The 16,318-nt window shown below is 45.1% G+C and carries 22 protein-coding genes; 11 read left to right on the top strand and 11 right to left on the bottom strand.

Features of this window, described 5'->3' with window-relative positions:
- Positions 1-64: 64 nt before the first annotated feature.
- Genes M1D67_RS16685 through M1D67_RS16695 form a run of 3 tightly spaced genes read left to right on the top strand, consistent with a single transcriptional unit; the run spans position 65 to position 2,609 of the window.
- Positions 65-1,021: an ABC transporter substrate-binding protein gene (locus M1D67_RS16685; RefSeq protein WP_229029934.1), complete on the top strand. Its 957-nt coding sequence runs from the start codon at positions 65-67 to the stop codon at positions 1,019-1,021.
- Between the two features lie 12 nt (positions 1,022-1,033).
- Positions 1,034-1,798: an ABC transporter ATP-binding protein gene (locus M1D67_RS16690; protein WP_020452675.1), complete on the top strand. Its 765-nt coding sequence runs from the start codon at positions 1,034-1,036 to the stop codon at positions 1,796-1,798.
- On the top strand, positions 1,785-2,609 hold the full coding sequence (locus M1D67_RS16695) for an ABC transporter permease (RefSeq protein WP_031304951.1): 825 nt from the start codon (positions 1,785-1,787) through the stop codon (positions 2,607-2,609). The genes M1D67_RS16690 and M1D67_RS16695 overlap by 14 nt, the downstream gene beginning before the upstream one ends.
- 30 nt (positions 2,610-2,639) lie before the next feature.
- On the opposite strand, the gene ytkD is transcribed toward M1D67_RS16695, so the two are convergent.
- The 4 genes from ytkD to M1D67_RS16715 form a co-directional block, all read right to left on the bottom strand.
- Positions 2,640-3,116, bottom strand: a complete 477-nt coding sequence (gene ytkD / locus M1D67_RS16700) for an RNA deprotection pyrophosphohydrolase (RefSeq protein ID WP_026579030.1) — start codon at positions 3,114-3,116, stop codon at positions 2,640-2,642.
- A 180-nt stretch (positions 3,117-3,296) separates the two neighbouring features.
- Positions 3,297-3,620 carry a hypothetical protein gene (locus M1D67_RS16705; protein ID WP_020452678.1) on the bottom strand — a complete coding sequence of 108 codons (324 nt, stop codon included), beginning with the start codon at positions 3,618-3,620 and terminating at the stop codon, positions 3,297-3,299.
- A 47-nt stretch (positions 3,621-3,667) separates the two neighbouring features.
- On the bottom strand, positions 3,668-4,072 hold the full coding sequence (locus M1D67_RS16710) for a phage holin family protein (protein WP_020452679.1): 405 nt from the start codon (positions 4,070-4,072) through the stop codon (positions 3,668-3,670).
- 149 nt (positions 4,073-4,221) lie between these two features.
- Entirely contained in the window at positions 4,222-4,659 is a 438-nt protein-coding gene (locus tag M1D67_RS16715) for a Dps family protein (protein ID WP_003184609.1), read from the bottom strand.
- 133 nt (positions 4,660-4,792) lie between these two features.
- Here M1D67_RS16715 and ytzI point away from each other — a divergent pair, with 133 nt between their 5' ends.
- Positions 4,793-4,936, top strand: a complete 144-nt coding sequence (gene ytzI / locus M1D67_RS16720; protein ID WP_020452680.1) for a YtzI protein — start codon at positions 4,793-4,795, stop codon at positions 4,934-4,936.
- Here the strand turns inward: ytzI and M1D67_RS16725 are convergent.
- Both M1D67_RS16725 and M1D67_RS16730 read right to left on the bottom strand, forming a co-directional pair.
- On the bottom strand, positions 4,930-5,373 hold the full coding sequence (locus M1D67_RS16725; protein ID WP_020452681.1) for a FixH family protein: 444 nt from the start codon (positions 5,371-5,373) through the stop codon (positions 4,930-4,932). The two genes, ytzI and M1D67_RS16725, sit on opposite strands and share 7 nt — an antisense overlap.
- Positions 5,374-5,505: 132 nt before the next feature.
- Entirely contained in the window at positions 5,506-5,979 is a 474-nt protein-coding gene (locus tag M1D67_RS16730) for an S-ribosylhomocysteine lyase (RefSeq protein WP_020452682.1), read from the bottom strand.
- Between the two features lie 137 nt (positions 5,980-6,116).
- On the opposite strand from M1D67_RS16730, the gene yidD reads away from it, so the two are divergent.
- Complete coding sequence (yidD, locus tag M1D67_RS16735; protein WP_075751863.1) at positions 6,117-6,344, top strand: membrane protein insertion efficiency factor YidD; 228 nt, start codon at positions 6,117-6,119, stop codon at positions 6,342-6,344.
- Here the strand turns inward: yidD and M1D67_RS16740 are convergent.
- On the bottom strand, positions 6,341-6,910 hold the full coding sequence (locus M1D67_RS16740) for a beta-class carbonic anhydrase (protein ID WP_020452684.1): 570 nt from the start codon (positions 6,908-6,910) through the stop codon (positions 6,341-6,343). The genes yidD and M1D67_RS16740 overlap by 4 nt on opposite strands.
- Positions 6,911-7,034: 124 nt before the next feature.
- Here M1D67_RS16740 and M1D67_RS16745 point away from each other — a divergent pair, with 124 nt between their 5' ends.
- Together M1D67_RS16745 and M1D67_RS16750 are read left to right on the top strand one after the other, a co-directional pair.
- Entirely contained in the window at positions 7,035-8,216 is a 1,182-nt protein-coding gene (locus tag M1D67_RS16745; RefSeq protein WP_075212787.1) for a GTP-binding protein, read from the top strand.
- 98 nt (positions 8,217-8,314) lie between these two features.
- Positions 8,315-9,346: a metal ABC transporter substrate-binding protein gene (locus M1D67_RS16750; protein ID WP_065643695.1), complete on the top strand. Its 1,032-nt coding sequence runs from the start codon at positions 8,315-8,317 to the stop codon at positions 9,344-9,346.
- An 82-nt stretch (positions 9,347-9,428) separates the two neighbouring features.
- Here M1D67_RS16750 and M1D67_RS16755 read toward each other — a convergent pair whose 3' ends face one another.
- Positions 9,429-9,674, bottom strand: coding sequence for a type B 50S ribosomal protein L31 (locus M1D67_RS16755; protein ID WP_003184624.1), 246 nt, complete (start codon positions 9,672-9,674; stop codon positions 9,429-9,431).
- A 192-nt stretch (positions 9,675-9,866) separates the two neighbouring features.
- Here M1D67_RS16755 and M1D67_RS16760 point away from each other — a divergent pair, with 192 nt between their 5' ends.
- From M1D67_RS16760 to M1D67_RS16775, 4 genes are read left to right on the top strand one after another with little or no spacing between them, the layout of a single operon-like run.
- Entirely contained in the window at positions 9,867-11,192 is a 1,326-nt protein-coding gene (locus tag M1D67_RS16760; RefSeq protein WP_023855818.1) for a cytochrome ubiquinol oxidase subunit I, read from the top strand.
- Positions 11,193-11,229: 37 nt separating this feature from the next.
- Positions 11,230-12,273 carry a cytochrome d ubiquinol oxidase subunit II gene (locus M1D67_RS16765; RefSeq protein ID WP_025810962.1) on the top strand — a complete coding sequence of 348 codons (1,044 nt, stop codon included), beginning with the start codon at positions 11,230-11,232 and terminating at the stop codon, positions 12,271-12,273.
- Between the two features lie 44 nt (positions 12,274-12,317).
- On the top strand, positions 12,318-12,479 hold the full coding sequence (locus M1D67_RS16770; RefSeq protein WP_075212789.1) for a DUF1540 domain-containing protein: 162 nt from the start codon (positions 12,318-12,320) through the stop codon (positions 12,477-12,479).
- Positions 12,480-12,505: 26 nt separating this feature from the next.
- Positions 12,506-12,697: a hypothetical protein gene (locus M1D67_RS16775; protein ID WP_479831397.1), complete on the top strand. Its 192-nt coding sequence runs from the start codon at positions 12,506-12,508 to the stop codon at positions 12,695-12,697.
- Between the two features lie 161 nt (positions 12,698-12,858).
- Here M1D67_RS16775 and menC read toward each other — a convergent pair whose 3' ends face one another.
- The 3 genes from menC to menB all read right to left on the bottom strand — a co-directional run bounded on the left by menC (position 12,859) and on the right by menB (position 16,313).
- Positions 12,859-13,968: an o-succinylbenzoate synthase gene (menC, locus tag M1D67_RS16780; protein WP_479831398.1), complete on the bottom strand. Its 1,110-nt coding sequence runs from the start codon at positions 13,966-13,968 to the stop codon at positions 12,859-12,861.
- 12 nt (positions 13,969-13,980) lie between these two features.
- A complete protein-coding gene (locus M1D67_RS16785; RefSeq protein ID WP_479831399.1) occupies positions 13,981-15,417 on the bottom strand; it encodes an o-succinylbenzoate--CoA ligase in 1,437 nt (478 codons plus the stop codon).
- A gap of 77 nt (positions 15,418-15,494) precedes the next feature.
- Positions 15,495-16,313 (bottom strand): 1,4-dihydroxy-2-naphthoyl-CoA synthase, encoded by an 819-nt coding sequence (gene menB / locus M1D67_RS16790; RefSeq protein WP_020452693.1) that lies wholly within the window; start codon positions 16,311-16,313, stop codon positions 15,495-15,497.
- Between the last annotated feature and the right edge of the window lie 5 nt (positions 16,314-16,318).

A 16,318-nucleotide genomic window follows, 5' to 3' on the forward strand; every position in this document is an offset into this window, starting at 1 on the left:
TAACCGAAATCAAAGGAGGGAAATCGGTTTGAAGCGTTTCTTTTTTACCATATTATCCTTCATTATGATGCTGTTTATCCTCGCTTCATGCGGCGGTCAAAAGCCCGAAAAGATCCGTCTCGCGGAAGTGACCCGTTCCGTTTTCTATACGCCTTTATATATCGCCTTGTCTGAAGGTTTGTTTAAAGAAGAAGGCCTTGATGTTGAACTGAAAACGACATGGGGTGGAGATAAAACGATGACTGCCCTTCTGTCAAACGGTGCCGATATTGCGCTTGTCGGCTCGGAAACGTCAATATACGTGAATGCCCAGGGCGCAAGCGATCCGGTGATTAATTTTGCACAGCTTACCCAGACGGACGGAACATTCCTCGTCGCCAGGAACGATGCGGGGCATTTCAGCTGGGATGATTTGAAAAACAAAACGTTCCTTGGCCAGCGCAAAGGCGGAATGCCGCAGATGGCGGGCGAATTTGTCCTGAAACAGAAAGGCATTGATCCCAAAAAGGATGTGGACCTGATCCAAACGATTGATTTCGCGAATATCGCAAACAGCTTTGCATCTGGTACAGGCGATTATGTTCAATTATTTGAACCCCAGGCCTCCATTTTTGAAAGAGAAGGCATCGGCCGCATTGTCGCCTCCTTCGGAAAAGAATCGGGCCGAATTCCATATACGACATTCATGGCTAAACAAAGCTACTTAACAAAAAACGAAGAAGCGGTCGAAAAGTTCACCCGCGCGGTTTACAAAGCGCAGCAGTGGGTAGAGACGCACTCTGCAAAAGAAGCTGCCGAAAGCATTCAAGATTATTTTAAAGATACCGAGCTTTCAATCATTGAATCTTCAATCGAACGGTATAAACAACAACGGTCTTTTGCCCTTGAGCCTGTTTTGGCTGAAAAAGAATGGAACCAGCTTCAAACCATCATGGATGAAGCCGGCGAGCTGCCGAAGCGCACCCCTCATCAAGAGCTGGTCAATACAAAGATCGCCGAAAAGGTCACAAAAAATCACTAGGAGGTGGCCGCAGTGTCTTTTTTGCAAGTTCAGGATGTCACACATACTTACTTTTCATTAAAGGAAAAAACAGCAGCGCTGGAAAACGTCAGCATTGAAGTCGAAAAGGGCGAATTTGTTTCGTTTCTCGGCCCAAGCGGATGCGGCAAAACAACACTTTTATCGATCATCGCCGGCATCGTTTCCCCCACGGAAGGACGCATCTTGGTGGAAGGGCGCACGCCTGACGAAGAGGATCGGCACATCGGTTATATGCTCCAGCAGGATTATTTATTTCCCTGGAAAACCATTGAGGAAAACGTCTTAATCGGTTTGCATATTTCCAAAAAATTCGGACCGGAAACAAAGGAGACCGCTCTCGGCCTGCTGAAAAAATTCGGGCTTTACGAGGTTGAAAAAAAGTATCCAAAAGAGCTCTCAGGCGGTATGAGACAAAGGGCGGCGCTTGCCCGCACACTCGCTGTCGACCCCGATATCCTCCTGCTTGATGAACCTTTTTCAGCCCTTGACTATCAGACAAAACTAAACCTCGAAGATTTGGTGTTCAACACGTTAAAGACGTATCAAAAAACAGCGGTGCTCGTGACTCATGATATCGGTGAAGCGATCGCGATGAGCGATCGGATATTGCTATTTTCAAAGCAGCCGGGCACCATCCATAAAACATTTGCCGTTCCTGAAGCGATCAGGAAGCTGACACCGTTTGAAGCGAGACAGGAACCGGAATTTCAGCCCCTCTTTCAGAACATATGGAAGGAGCTCAATGACCTTGAATAACAAACATCTGAAATCAAAAATTGACTTCCTTCATGAGGATTTTTTAAAGGAGCAGCAAGCCGAAAAAAGGCGGGTCCGCTTTTATCAAATCGTGATTTTCATCGTTTTCTTTTCACTGTGGGAAACCGCAAGCCGTCTGGCGTGGATCGATCCGCTGATCTTCAGCTCTCCTTCAGCCGTCTGGGCGCTTTTCCTCGAAAAGATGGGAGACGGATCATTGCCGGGGCATATCGGTGTCACCGTATTTGAAACCATCCTCGGCTTTCTGGCCGGAACATTGCTTGGAACTTTTCTGGCCGCCCTCCTATGGTGGTTCCCGAGGCTCTCCAAAATATTGGATCCGTATCTTGTCGTCTTAAATGCGATGCCGAAAGTGGCGCTAGGCCCCATTCTCATCGTGGCGATCGGCCCCAGCTTGACGAGTATTATTGCAATGGGCGCCATCATCAGCGTTATCATTACGACAATCGTCGTCTACACGTCCTTTCAAGAAATCGATGAAAATTATTTAAAAGTCATGAAAACATTCGGTGCAACGAAACGCGAGATTTTCAAAGAAGTCATTCTGCCCGCTTCCATTCCGACAATCATATCTACACTGAAGGTCAATGTCGGCTTAAGCTGGGTCGGCGTCATCGTAGGAGAATTTTTAGTGTCGGCTCAAGGCCTCGGCTATATGATCATCTACGGCTTTCAAGTCTTTAATTTCAACCTCGTCATGCTGAGCCTCCTGATCATCGCCGTCTTTGCAACATTGATGTATCAGGGTGTCGAGCTGTTGGAAAGAAAGTGGATGAAAGGCAGAGTATAACATGAAAAAACCCTGCAAATGCAGGGCTTTTTATTTGATGATGCCGGCCTTTTTCAGCTTTTCAAGACTGATCGTCAGGACGGAATCTTTCATTATAAAACTGTAATTTCTGTTTTTAGCGATATCTTTCGGGAGGCTCTTCAGCAAAACAGGGCCATTTGTCTCATAGTATGTCTGCTGTTTTTCGATCTTTTCGATATCGGCAAAATAAATATTTTTGACGATCACTTTCTCTCTGCCAAGAACTTTATATTGTCCGAGATAGGTCAGCTTTCTTACGACAGCGCCTGTTTCTTCCTTTACTTCCCGCAAAGCCGCTTCCTCAGCATTTTCGCTTCGTTCGACTTTGCCGCCTGGGAATTCACGGCCCCTGTCTTTATGATTTGTCAACAGCCATTGATCTTCGTAACGGCAGATCACCCATACATGCTTTGGTTCTTTTGAAAAAGGTTCCTTTTCAAAAGAAAGCTGAACCGTATTACGGTAAAAATCTTTAAATTCGTACATCCTAATCCCTCTTATCCGTTTCCTTGCTTCTTCCACTCATCATATCATATATTGGTTCTTTCGGTAGAGTTTTTGTCCAGTTCAGCTCAGTAATTTTATCGTTCCCTCGGGAACTTCAGTGTCCATTTCTGAGTGAGAAGGCGGCAAGGCTGGGTAACTCCGTGCTTGATGGTGCTTCGTTTAATCTGCTGAATTGAGTTCGGCAAGGCCGTTTTCACTGATAAACGACTTGGTTTCTTCATTGCCCAGACGGTAAAGCATCGAGTAAATGTCTTTGCGCAGTTCGTCCATTTTGTCATTTGCACTGTCATAATGGTATTCGACTGCCGGCACGTGAGCTCTGAAAAAGTTTATCCAGTCTTCTGAATACAGCTGATCAAAATATTCCCTTAATATAATGATGTCATCATCTGTCGCTGAAATTTGAAATTCCCACGGGGAAGCGTCTGAGCTCTGTGAAATCATTCCATCTTGCACCGAAACATAGTATGTCCTTTTTTCCAAAGCCAATCATCCTTTTTCGTGTTAGTATGACCAGTTATGTTAAAATGTTACGGCTTTCCCCGGAGTTTTTCCTTTATGGTATTTAAAATATCCAATAACATCTGCGGCACGGGGATTCCTAACGAATGAGCCGTGCTTATGATTTGAAACGCTTCATATAAAATATAAAACATAATAGAAAAATCGCGGATCGAACTGCCTGTTTGCAGCATCTGATCAAAAAGGTGGGCAACGGATATAAGAAAGAGCGTCACCAATTTTTTCGCCAGCCTTGTAAACAGCCTCTTCATTGTAAAGCGATCTTCCACACATTCGTTCAAGCTTTTGCTGACAAATTCAATTCCCATGAGCGTTATTAAGATCATAAATAAATATTCGATTCGGCCAAACAAAAATCCGATGGCTGATAAACCGATTGTAAAGAGCGAAAAGATGCTTAAGTCCTTAAACATATGCTTCAACATCCTTTCAAAAAAGACTTTTCATAGCTTATCCTATGAAAAAAGACTTTGAAAGGCTTGGATGAATTGTTTGACAATTTCTAAAAAAGGCTTTAAAAAGAACGAAAATAAAAAAAGCTCAGGCATTGCCCGAGCTATTCTTACCCTAAGTAGGCTTTCAGCATCCAGTTGTGTTTTTCGATCGATTGATGAATCGCGAGCAGCATGTCTCCCGTCGTTTCATCATTGACTTCATCGGCAAGCTCCATTCCGCTTTTCAGCTCCTCAGCCACCGTTAAAAAGTCATTATAAATATTTTGCACCATTTGTTCAGCAGACTCGCTTCCGTCCGCTTCTTTAATCGCGGACATTTCCAGGCATTCCTTCATCGTTCCGACCGGGGAGCCCTGTATAGCCAAAAGGCGTTCAGCCAAATCATCGATATGCTCTGCAGCTTCTGTGTAAAGTTCCTCAAATTTTTCATGCAGCGTAAAGAAATCTTTCCCTTTCACATACCAATGATAATTATGTAGCTTTACATATAGAACGGTCCAGTTTGCGACTTGTTTGTTGACGGTTGCTTTCAATTTTTCAGACATAAGGTCGTCCTCCTTTTCGTTTACTTTTGATTTACCCGTTTAGCTTGTGCAGGAAACATTTCTTTTACTCTTTATCATGATTTTCTTTTCCTGATATGGTAAACTGTTGGAAAAAGCTATTCGGAGGTAAGTGATGATCCTCTTTTGGATTATTGTAGGAATTCTGATTACAGGCGCCGTTCTGGCCGTATCGCTTGTCACAACATCAAAAGCTTATGACTACAAGCATGAAGTCGATCCCCTTCCGTCGCGGGAAGAAGAACAGCCTCATCAGTGATGGTGGGCTTCTTCTTTTTCATCTTCTTCAGTCACATCCGTTGCTTTCCCTACCTTAATGTCTGCAACCGGCATTGTATGCTGTTTTTTCGCCGTGACATGGACTTGAACTTTGTAATGGCCATCTTCAGGAAACGCTTTTTCAATGCTGTATACGCCTTTTCCTTCATTCTTCGCTTTGATTAGCTCGCTATCTTCCTTGCTCCCGGCCTTCCAGCATTCAAACTCCACATCATCGGCATCTGCAACAGGCTCGTCCCCATAGCGCACGGTCGCTTTTATGACAGCCTTTTCATTTTTGGCCGCCGCTTCTGGAGCCGCCAGTTTTGCCGTCAGCACTTTGGGCTCCTCATCCGATGCCGCCTGCTTGTCCCCCTGGCTGCAGGCTGAAAGACCGACTGCTAAACATAAAAGAATAAACCATTTTCCCAAACGCATCCTATCACCCTTTTTCTATGATATGTATTACAATATAAAGTGTAGCAAAGTTCAGGGATATATGGCATTATTTTCTTTGTGAACAAAAAATGAAAACCGGCTCTTTTCTGAGCCGGTTTTTTTTCAAACGTTTTATCCAAACACTTTGAGCAGATCTTCTTTATTTTGCGAAAGCCAAAAACGCATCATGCGCTTTGCGCCCTCTAGATCGTGAAGCTTTGCCTGGCCGCACTGTTTTTCGTTAGCCGCCGGAATTTCAGTCACTTCAACGGCTTCTTTGAACGTATCCTCAAGCAAATCAACGATTTCTTCCACTTTCGGTTCACCGCTCACCACCAGGTAATAGCCTGTTTGGCAGCCCATCGGCGAAATGTCGATAATATCAAAGTGGTCATATTTTTCCGCATACGTGCGGATCGTAAATGCAAGAAGATGCTCCAAAGTATGAATTGTATCAGGTTTCATCGCCTGCTTATTCGGCTGGCAAAAACGGATATCAAACTTGTTGACGACGCCGTCCGATCCCACTTTATGGACGCCGCAGTGTCTAACGTAAGGCGCTTTTACTGCATTATGGTCAAGTTCAAAACTTTCAACTGAAGGCATGTTTCCTCTCTCCCCTCTAATCGGTCTTTTTGTATTATATCATACTTTACCGATAAGTTTTCAGGTCAATGCTTTTCCTTTTTATGAGTTTTTTGCTTATATTATAATAAGATCAAAACAAAAAAGGTGCGAAAAACATGAAAACCTTATTCCTGCTGCTCATCCGCTTTTATCAAAAATGGATATCACCGGCTCTTCCGCCGACATGCCGTTTTTATCCGACATGCTCCAATTACGGCCGTGAAGCGATCGAAAAGCACGGCGCATTTAAAGGCGGATGGCTCACCATTAAGCGGATTCTGAAATGCCATCCGTTCCATCCCGGCGGGATAGATCCCGTTCCGGAAAAAAAGCAAAAGGATTAACGTTCTTCCGGATATCCGTTGACAATAAGATCCAGTCTGCCTGTTTCCGGATTGATGACAAGTCCGTGAACAGGTACTTCCTCCGGCATCAGCGGATGGTTTCGAATCACGCTTACACTATCCCTGACGCTGTCCTCTACAGAATCAAAGCTTTTCAGCCATTGTTCAAAATCGACGCCGGAGTACTCAAGCGTCTCAATCCGTTCTTTTGGAATGCCTCGCTTAACGACTTTATCCAAAAAGCTGTCGCAGCTCAGCTTGCTCATTCCGCAGTCATGGTGGCCGATCACGCATACTTCATCAGCGTTCAGTTCGTATACCGCAACGAGAATGCTCCGCATAATACTCCCGAAAGGATGAGCCACGAGTGCACCCGCGCTCTTAACGATCTTCACGTCCCCGTTCCGCATATTCATGGCATGAGGAAGCAGCTCGACAAGCCTTGTGTCCATGCAAGACAGAATCACCATTCTCTTATCGGGAAACTTGCTTGTTTGGTATTTTTGATAGTCCTGCCGCTCAACAAACTGTTGATTGAACTGTAGAATGTTCTCCAAAAGTTTCATGGCTCATTTCCTTTCTAAACGCTTTTTATATCTAAATATAACATATTTCTTGTATTTTTTTCATAAGTCAAGTAAGATTTCCATGTGCAAATCGAAATAATTACGTTTTAAAGGAAGTGAAAACATGACGCAAAACCTGATTCCTGTCACTGTTTTAAGCGGCTATCTCGGGTCCGGGAAAACGACGCTGCTGCAGCATGTCCTGCATGAAGCGCACGGCATGAAAATCGCCGTGATCGTCAATGACATGAGTGAAATCAATATCGACGGCTCCCTCGTGAAAAAAGGGGATCTTATCCGCACGGATGAAAAGCTTGTCGAAATGCAGAACGGCTGCATTTGCTGTACGCTGAGAGACGATCTGCTCATCGAAGTCCAAAAGCTGGCGGAGAACGGCGGAATCGATTATATTCTCATCGAATCTTCCGGTATCAGCGAGCCGATTCCCGTTGCCCAAACCTTTACTTACAAAGATGAGGAGCTGGATATTGATTTAAGCAAATATTGCAGGCTTGATACAATGGTCACCGTCGTCGACGGCAGCCGTTTTTTTGAGGACTTCGCTTCGGGGGAAAGTCTTTTGGAACGGAAACAGGCGGCAGATGAAACAGACAGCCGTGAAGTGGCCGATCTTTTAATTGAGCAAATCGAATTTGCCGATGTCCTCATTTTGAATAAAACTGATTTACTCAATAAAGAAGAGCAAGAAAAGCTTTTCTGGTCTCTGACAAAACTGAATCCGGACTGCAGAATCATTTCCTCGACATTCGCAAAAGTACCGATTTCGGCCATCATGAATACGAAATCGTTCGATTTTGAAAAATCGAGTCAATCAGCGGGGTGGATCAAAGAACTGAATGAAGAGCACACACCTGAAACAGAGGAATTCGGAATTTCTTCCTTCGTCTATCAAAAACAAAGGCCTTTCCATCCTGAAAGACTGAAGCGCTGGCTTGAAAACTGGCCGCCTCATATTATCAGAGCAAAAGGCTTCTTCTGGCTTGCTTCTCGAAATGACACAGCAGGCCTTCTGTCCCAGGCAGGCTCTTCTCTGATGATCCAAAGCGCAGGCCCCTGGATTGCAGCGTCTCCCGAGGAAGAACAAAAGCTCGCGTTTGAAGAGGATCCCCATTTAAAAACGGACTGGGATGAAACATACGGAGACCGGAAAACGGAAATCGTTTTTATCGGCATTGACATGAATCAGGAAGACGTGATCCGCTCCCTGGATCAGACCCTTCTTACAGATAAAGAAATGAATTCAGACTGGTCGGCCTTCCATGATTCACTGCCTGAGTATATTTAACTATCATTTCCTCTTTTCAAATCGTAATTATTACGATACAATGATACAGGACCATTAAATCGGAACCATTACAGTTTTACATTGAGAGGAGAAATACCATGAAAAAAACATTCGGATTAGCATCTGCATTCATTCTTGCTGCCGGATTAGCAGCCGGTTGTTCAAGCAACGGCACTTCCAGTGAACAAAAAGAAAATAAAGACACGCTGGATATCTATACAACCATTTATCCGCTTGAAGACTTCGCCAAAAAGGTCGGCGGAGAATATGTGAACGTCAAAAGTGTTTACCCGCCAAACGTTGAAGCGCACACTTACGAGCCAAGCTCAAAAACGATGGCGGAAATTTCCGACTCGGATGCCTTTATATACTCTGGAGTCGGTGTAGAAGGATTCGCAGACAAAGCTGTAAACACATTAAAAAACAGCAACGTCAAAATCGTCAAAGCCGGAGAGGGCATTGACCTTCTGTCACGTGAAGAAGAAGGCGAACACGATGACCATGCACATGAAGAAGAACATGGTGACCACGATGAGCATGCTCACGAAGAAGAACATGAACACGGAGAAGCCGAAGGCCATGATCATCATCACGACCATGGAGATCATGACCCGCACGTATGGCTTGATCCTGTCCTTGCTGAAAAAATGGCCGAAAACATTAAAGACCAACTCGTAAAATTAGATCCGGAACACGAAAAAACGTTTACGAAAAACTATGAGTCTCTAAAAAAAGATTTGGAGCAGCTTGACAAAGACTTTAAACAAACCGTTGACAAAGCTGATAAAAAAGAAATTCTCGTCTCACATGCCGCCTACGGCTACTGGGAAAAACGCTACGGCATTAAACAAATAAGCGTTCTCGGCCTTTCGCCTACTGAGGAACCTTCACAAAAGCAGCTTGAAAACATTGTTAAAACAGCGAAAGAACATAATATTAAATACGTCATTTTTGAAAGCAATGTCAGCAGCAAAATCTCCGAGATCATCAAAAAAGAAATCGGAGCCGAAAGTCTGACGATGAAAAACCTTGAATCTGTAACAAAAGAAGACATTGAAAGCGGCAAAGATTATACTACCATCATGAAAGAAAACCTGACCGTCTTGAAAAAAGCTTTATCAAACAAATAACAAAGATCAAGCGCATGAGACCTCATGCGCTTGTTTTTTTTATATGGACGAAAAAAGACCGGAAACATCCGGTCTTTTTCATTTAATCCATATTAAATCTTTTCTTGAACTGTTCGACCCTTCCGCCTCTTTCGTTGAATTTCTGTCTTCCGGTATAAAACGGATGGGTGTCTGAGCTTACTTCAACTTTTATAACGGGATACGTCTTGCCGTCTTCCCACTCGGCCGTCTCATCGGAAGTTTTAGTTGAGCGGCTTAAAAAACGGTACCCGCTGTTTACATCCTGAAAGATCACTTGATAAGTTTTCGGATGAATATTTGGTTTCATATGCCATTCCTCCTAACAAAACGTAATAATTACGTTTTATTATATACCTTTCATATGTTTGTGTCAAAAATGAATGTTCATTTGCCATGTTTTGATCACCTTATCCATTTTAACCGCTCACAGGAAGAATAATCTAAAAAAGGCGGTAAACAATAAAAAGCAAAATGGTGTAAATGAAAGGTGGTTTTCCGGATGAATGACTTGATTTTTGCAAGAAGCCTTTTCGGAACAACGATGGGGTTCCATATTATTTTCGCCTCGCTCGGTGTCGGAATTCCTTTAATGATTTTGCTGGCCGAGCTGATCTATCAAAGAACGAAAGATCCCCACTACGCCATTATGGCAAAAAGATGGACGAAGGCACAGGCCGTGTTGCTCGGGGTCGCCATACCGACCGGAACCATTGCCGGAACGCAGCTCGCCTTGCTTTGGCCGGGATTCATGGAAGTGATCGGGAAAGTCATGTCCCTCCCATTTCAAATTGAAATCTACGCTTTTTTTATTGAGGCTTTATTTATGTCCATTTATGTTTACGCAGCCGATCGGCTGACTCCTCTTATGAGAATTACAGCTGTCATTTTTATCGTTATCGGAGCAGCCGCATCAGCCATCTTAATTACAAATGTGCACGCTTTCCAGGGAACGCCTGAAGGCTTCAAAATCGTGAACGGCGAAATTACAGATGTTCAGCCGTGGACGGCGTTCTTCAACAAAAGCTTTGTGGCTACAGCAGGACACGTTGTCGTCTCCGCTTTTATGACGGGCGCGTTTATTATTGCGACGATAGCCGCTTACAAAATGCTCCGAAACCGCGGTGATGAAAAAGTCTACGCCCTTCATAGAAAAGCGCTGCTGCTCGGGCTGATTGTCGGAGGAGCGTTTTCTCTGGTCACGGCTCTGAGCGGTCACGAATCCGCACAGCTTCTTCACCGCTACCAGCCTGAAAAACTGGCGGGCGCAGAAGGGCTTTTTGAAACTCAGTCCCACGCTCCACTTGCGATCGGCGGATTTACTGATGAAAAGACGCAATCGGTCAAATGGGCGATTGAGATTCCTTGGGCTTTAAGCTTTTTGGCCGACAACCGCTTTGACACCGTTGTAAAAGGACTGAATGACTTTCCAAGGGATGAGTGGCCTCCTCTGTTCATTCATACTTTGTTCAACGGCATGGTTTTTATCGGCAGCCTTTTGATTGTTTATGCCGCTGTCGGTTTTATTTGGAGAAAAGTCATGAAAAAAGACCGCTTTCCCCGCTGGATGCTGGCCGTGTTTATAACCGGCGGCCCGCTCGCTTTGCTTGCAATCGAATTGGGCTGGGTGTTCGCTTGCACCGGAAGGCAGCCTTGGGTCATTTACCATATGCAGAAAACGTCCGAAGTAGTGACATCCTCCGGCTCGATCGGCATATTGTTTCTTTTGTTCTTTATCGTCTACATCATTTTAGGAGCAGCGGTGGTGTTCGTATTGCAATATTACTTTAAACGCCACCCTGTCGAAGAAGATTTAAAAAGCAGCTGAATGCACAAAAAAACAGAAGGGAAGTCATATGATGCAACTGGATGGAACAACAGATGCCCTGCTGGCTATTTCGATCGTCTGGGGATTTATATTTATCTACGCTGTGATGGCGTCAATGGATTTTGGAGCGGGATTTTGGTCGATGATCTATATGAATAAAAAACAGCTGAAAGCAACCAATATTGCAAACCGCTACCTTTCCCCGACCTGGGAAGTGACCAATGTTTTCATCGTCGGAATCGTCGTGGCCCTTTTCAGCTTTTTCCCGGGCGGCACTTTTGTGCTGGGAACGGTGCTTTTGCTTCCTGGCAGCATTATTTTATTGCTTTTGGCGATTCGAAGCGGATTTTTGGTCTTTTCGCACGCTGCAAAAGATTATGAAAGGGCGTTGACTTACGTTTCAGGGATCAGCGGCTTTATCATTCCGGCTGTTTTAATCCTTGTCTTGCCCGTGACACACGGCAACTTCGTATATCAGGTAGACGGAAACCACCAATTGGATTTTATTAATTTGTTTTTAAGCCCTCATGCCTATTCTTTTATGGGCTTTGCCATTTTCAGCACGCTGTTTCTGTCTTCATTGCTGCTGGCTGATTTTTCAAATGTAGCCGGAGAAAAAGACGCGTATCAGGTCTACCGCCGAAACGCTTTAATCACCGGCCCGCTCGCTTTGCTTATGTCATTCAGCATCATGATGACCATGAGGACGGAAGCCCGCTGGCTTTATACAAAAATGATGGACGGGCTTCCGTGGCTGATTTTATCGTTTTTGCTGTTTCTCGTCGCATTTGCGGCTTTGTTTCTGCCAAACAGACATAACAGCGACCGGCAGGGAAAGCCTCGCCTCGCCGTCATCGCCATTACGCTGCAGTATTTTACGGCGAGCTATGTGTACGGGAGAGCGCACCTTCCTTACATGGTCTATCCTGATGTCACGATTCAATCAGGCTTCACCGCGCCGGAGACATTCAGGGCGCTGTTCATCTCCTATATCGTCGGTTTTATTATTTTATTCCCCGGCTTTTATTATTTCTGGAAATTGTTCATGAAGGACAAGAGGTACATCAAACAGCATGAATAAGGTTAAGCTAAATGTGTACAACTTTTAAAGGGGGCCAAAATGATATGGAACAAAAAATACTGTGTGAAGTCAGCAACTGCACCTATTGGGGCCAGGGAAACAAGTGTACAGCCGACGCCATTTATGTCGTCAGCCATGCTGAAGGTGAAAAAGCTTCTAATAGCAAAGAAACGGATTGTAAAACATTTAAACCTGAACATCATTAAAGCGGATGAATGAAGGAGGGACAGTCATGAATAAAGAGTCGCTGCTACAGGCTTTTTATCAGGAAATCCACGGGGCGGACGAAACCGCATTTCAAAAAGCCGCCTGCTCCTTCATGAACTTATGGGTTTATGAATACGGATGTCTGGACGGGCTGCCGGATCAAGCGGACCGGCTGATCGGACAGATCGTACACGAAGATTTGCTTTTGGGCGATTAAAGGAAAGGGCTGTCATAAAGGCAGCTCTTTTCATATTTTTAAAAAAACCGGCTTGAAAGCCGGTCCAAACGAGAAGGGAATAATGTACAGCTTTACTATACATGAGAGGCCGTCCATTTAACAAAGCTTGAAAATCTGGAAATCAGCGTTTAAAACAGCCTTTACTGTTTGAAAACATCTATTTTAGATGAATTCTTTCTTAAAACATGAGTATCCACTTCAAAGCCCATTCCCGGTTGGCTTGGAACCAGAATATAGCCGCCTTCGATGCGGATTTCCGGTTTTACGATATCCTCTTCCCAATACCTTGAGGATGAAGAAAGATCCCCGGGAATCAAAAACTGCGGAAGAGAACTCAGCGCAAGATTGTGTGCTCTTGAAATACCGGTTTCAAACATGCCGCCGCACCAGACAGGCATTTGATGTTCTTTGCAGATGTCATGGATTTTCAGAGCTTCTGTCAAACCGCCGACTCGGGACGGCTTAATATTGATAATTTTGCAGCTGCCGAGCTCGATTGCCTTTCGCGCATCATCAGCAGAACGGATGCTTTCGTCAAGACAAATTGATGTTTTGATATGTTTTTGCAGATGGCGGTGGTCTACGATATCATCATCCGCCAAAGGCTGTTCGATCATCATTAATTTAAATGCGTCAAGCTCTTTAATCCGGCTGATGTCTTTTAATTCATAAGAAGAGTTGGCATCCGCCATCAGCGGCACCTTCGGAAAATGCCGGCGTATTTCCTTTAAAAGCTCTATATCCTGCCCCGGCTGAATTTTGATTTTTATTCTTTGATAACCTTCTTTTACATATTGTTCAATTTCCTCAAGCATATCATCCAATGGAGCAAGACCGACGACGACCCCGGCAGGAACTTCTGTTTTTACTCCGCCCAGCGCCTCTCTTAAAGAGATCCCTTTTTTCCTGGCGTAAATGTCCCAAAAGGCGGCTTCAAGGCCGGCCTTTGCCATTCTGTTGCCTTTGAATCCGCGAAGCGTCTCGGGCACTTCTGAAGGGTGTGTGAATGATTCGCGCAGCACAGCCGGAATCAAAAAATCTTTTAGCATGTGGTAACATGTCTCCGTTGTTTCTTCTGTGTACCACGGAGATGAAAAAGCGGATACTTCCCCCCAGCCTGTCACCCCTTCCCGGTCAGCAGCTTCTATGATGATAAACTTGCGATCCTGAAAGGTTTCCAAGCTTGATTTAAAAGGCTTTTTCAGCCGCATGCTGAGATGGTACAATGTCAGCTGTTTGATTTGAATCATGGCGCTCTCCTTCTACAATTGATGTCTCATCAGTTTATTCGAAGCATTTCTCGGCAGCTTGCCGACAAAATGAAAGGCTTTAGGCACTTTATAGGAAGCAAGCCGTTCTTTGCAAAAGTCGCTCAGCTCCTCTTCATCAACAGGGCTGGCGGCGACAAGATAGGCGTGGGGAACCTTTCCCCAAGTTTTGTCATCGACCCCTTTTACCCCCGCTTCCGCAACTTTGGGATGTGACAGAAGAACGGCCTCGACTTCAGCCGGATAGATGTTTTCTCCCCCTGATATGATTAAGTCTGAACGCCTGTCCAGCACGTATAAAAATCCGTCAACGTCAAGATACCCGATATCACCGGTTTTAAACCAGCCATCATTGAATGAGGCTTTGTCTGCCACCTCATTTTTTAAGTAGCCCTTCATAACGGTCGGCCCTTTTACGGTTATTTCTCCATGTTCTCCGGGTTGGCATTCCGTGCCGTTCTTTTCGATTTTAATGCTTGATGCAAACAGCGGCTTGCCGGCTGAACCGAGCTTTTCAATCGAGTATTCTGGGGCGAGGGTGGCAATCTGTGAGCACGTTTCAGTCATTCCGTATGACTGTACGACAGGCAGCCTCTTTCTTTTGCATTCCTCAAGGAGAGAAAGCGGAGCAGGCCCTCCGCCCAGTAACAGGCACCTTAATGATTCGGGGCAGCTGTCGACTTTTGCCGCAAGCCTTGACAGCATCGTCTGAACGACCGATGCAATCGTTACTTGATTGTCTTTGATCGAACGGAGAACTTCTTCCGCGTCAAACCTTTGATGTAAAACAACTGTCATTCCGTAAATGACCGATTTAAAAAGAGCCGATAAGCCGCTGATGTGGAAAAGCGGCAAGGCGATCAGCCAACGATCGTGTTCTTGGAGCCCTAAATTCAAAGCGGATGAAACCGCGCTGAAATAATGGTTGGCAAATGTCTGCATAACCCCTTTCGGCCGTCCTGTCGTTCCGGACGTATACATAATTGTGGCCGCATCGTCCAAATGAATGCTCTCGATTTCCGTAACCGAAGGGCCGGCGGCGTTTTGAACGTCTTCAATGTCAACAGCGCGGGCCGGCTTGCCCTCTCTATGCTCTTCCAGGAAAGGCTGTTCTGTAAGCAATAGCTTTGCTTCCGAGTGTTCAATTTGATATGTTCGTTCGGCCATTGACAGCTTCGTATTCAGCAAAACGATGCGAACTCCGAGAATAAAACAGGCATGGACAGCGATAACCATCTCCAGCCGGTTGGTGAGAAGTACAGCCGCTGTATCCCCTTTCCTCAGACCAAAGCTCTTCAGCTGCCCGGCCGTTTTTTTTGCTTCATGAAACAATTGATTAAAAGTCAGCTTGTGATCCCCCTGAATCACAGCCATCCTGTCAGGAGTCAGCTCTGCTCGCTGTTTAAGCCAATTCGGATGGTCCATCAGCATATCATCATCTCCAAAAAATATCTTGAATGATAAAAGAAACAGCTCAGTCGCACTAAGCTGTTTCTCTCTTCCGTCTTTTAAGGAAAACGCGGGAACTGTCCGAAATCTGGACGGCGTTTTTCTTTAAACGCATCGCGGCCTTCTTTCGCTTCATCTGTTGTGTAATAAAGCAGTGTCGCATCTCCGGCAAACTGCTGGATGCCTGCAAGCCCGTCCGTGTCGGCATTAAAGGCCGCTTTAAGAAATCTGAGTGCTGTCGGGCTTTTCTCAAGCATTTCTTCACACCATTGAATCGTTTCTTCTTCAAGCTTTTCAAGCGGTACAACCGTATTGACAAGGCCCATTTCCTTAGCTTCCTGAGCGTTGTATTGACGGCACAGATACCAGATTTCACGCGCTTTTTTATGACCGACGATACGCGCCAGATAGCCTGATCCGTAGCCTGCATCAAAGCTGCCGACTTTCGGCCCTGTTTGTCCGAAAATTGCGTTGTCTGCAGCAATCGTCAAATCGCATACGATGTGGAGCACATGGCCGCCGCCGATCGCATAGCCTGACACCATCGCAACAACAGGCTTCGGAATGACGCGGATCAGCCGCTGAAGATCAAGAACGTTCAGACGTGGAATCTCGTCTTCGCCAACATAGCCGCCGTGTCCTCTTACCTTCTGGTCTCCTCCTGAACAAAACGCTTTATCGCCGGCCCCTGCAAGGATAATGACACCGATATTGGCATCATCCCGCGCATATGCAAACGCATCGATCAGTTCCGAAACCGTTTTTGGACGAAATGCGTTATGTACCTCAGGGCGATTGATCGTGATTTTGGCGATGCCGTTATATGTTTCATATAATACATCTTCGTATTGACGTTCGCTTTTCCATTCTACAGTCATAGATG

It is taken from the genome of Bacillus sp. PK6-025 (assembly GCF_056530265.1).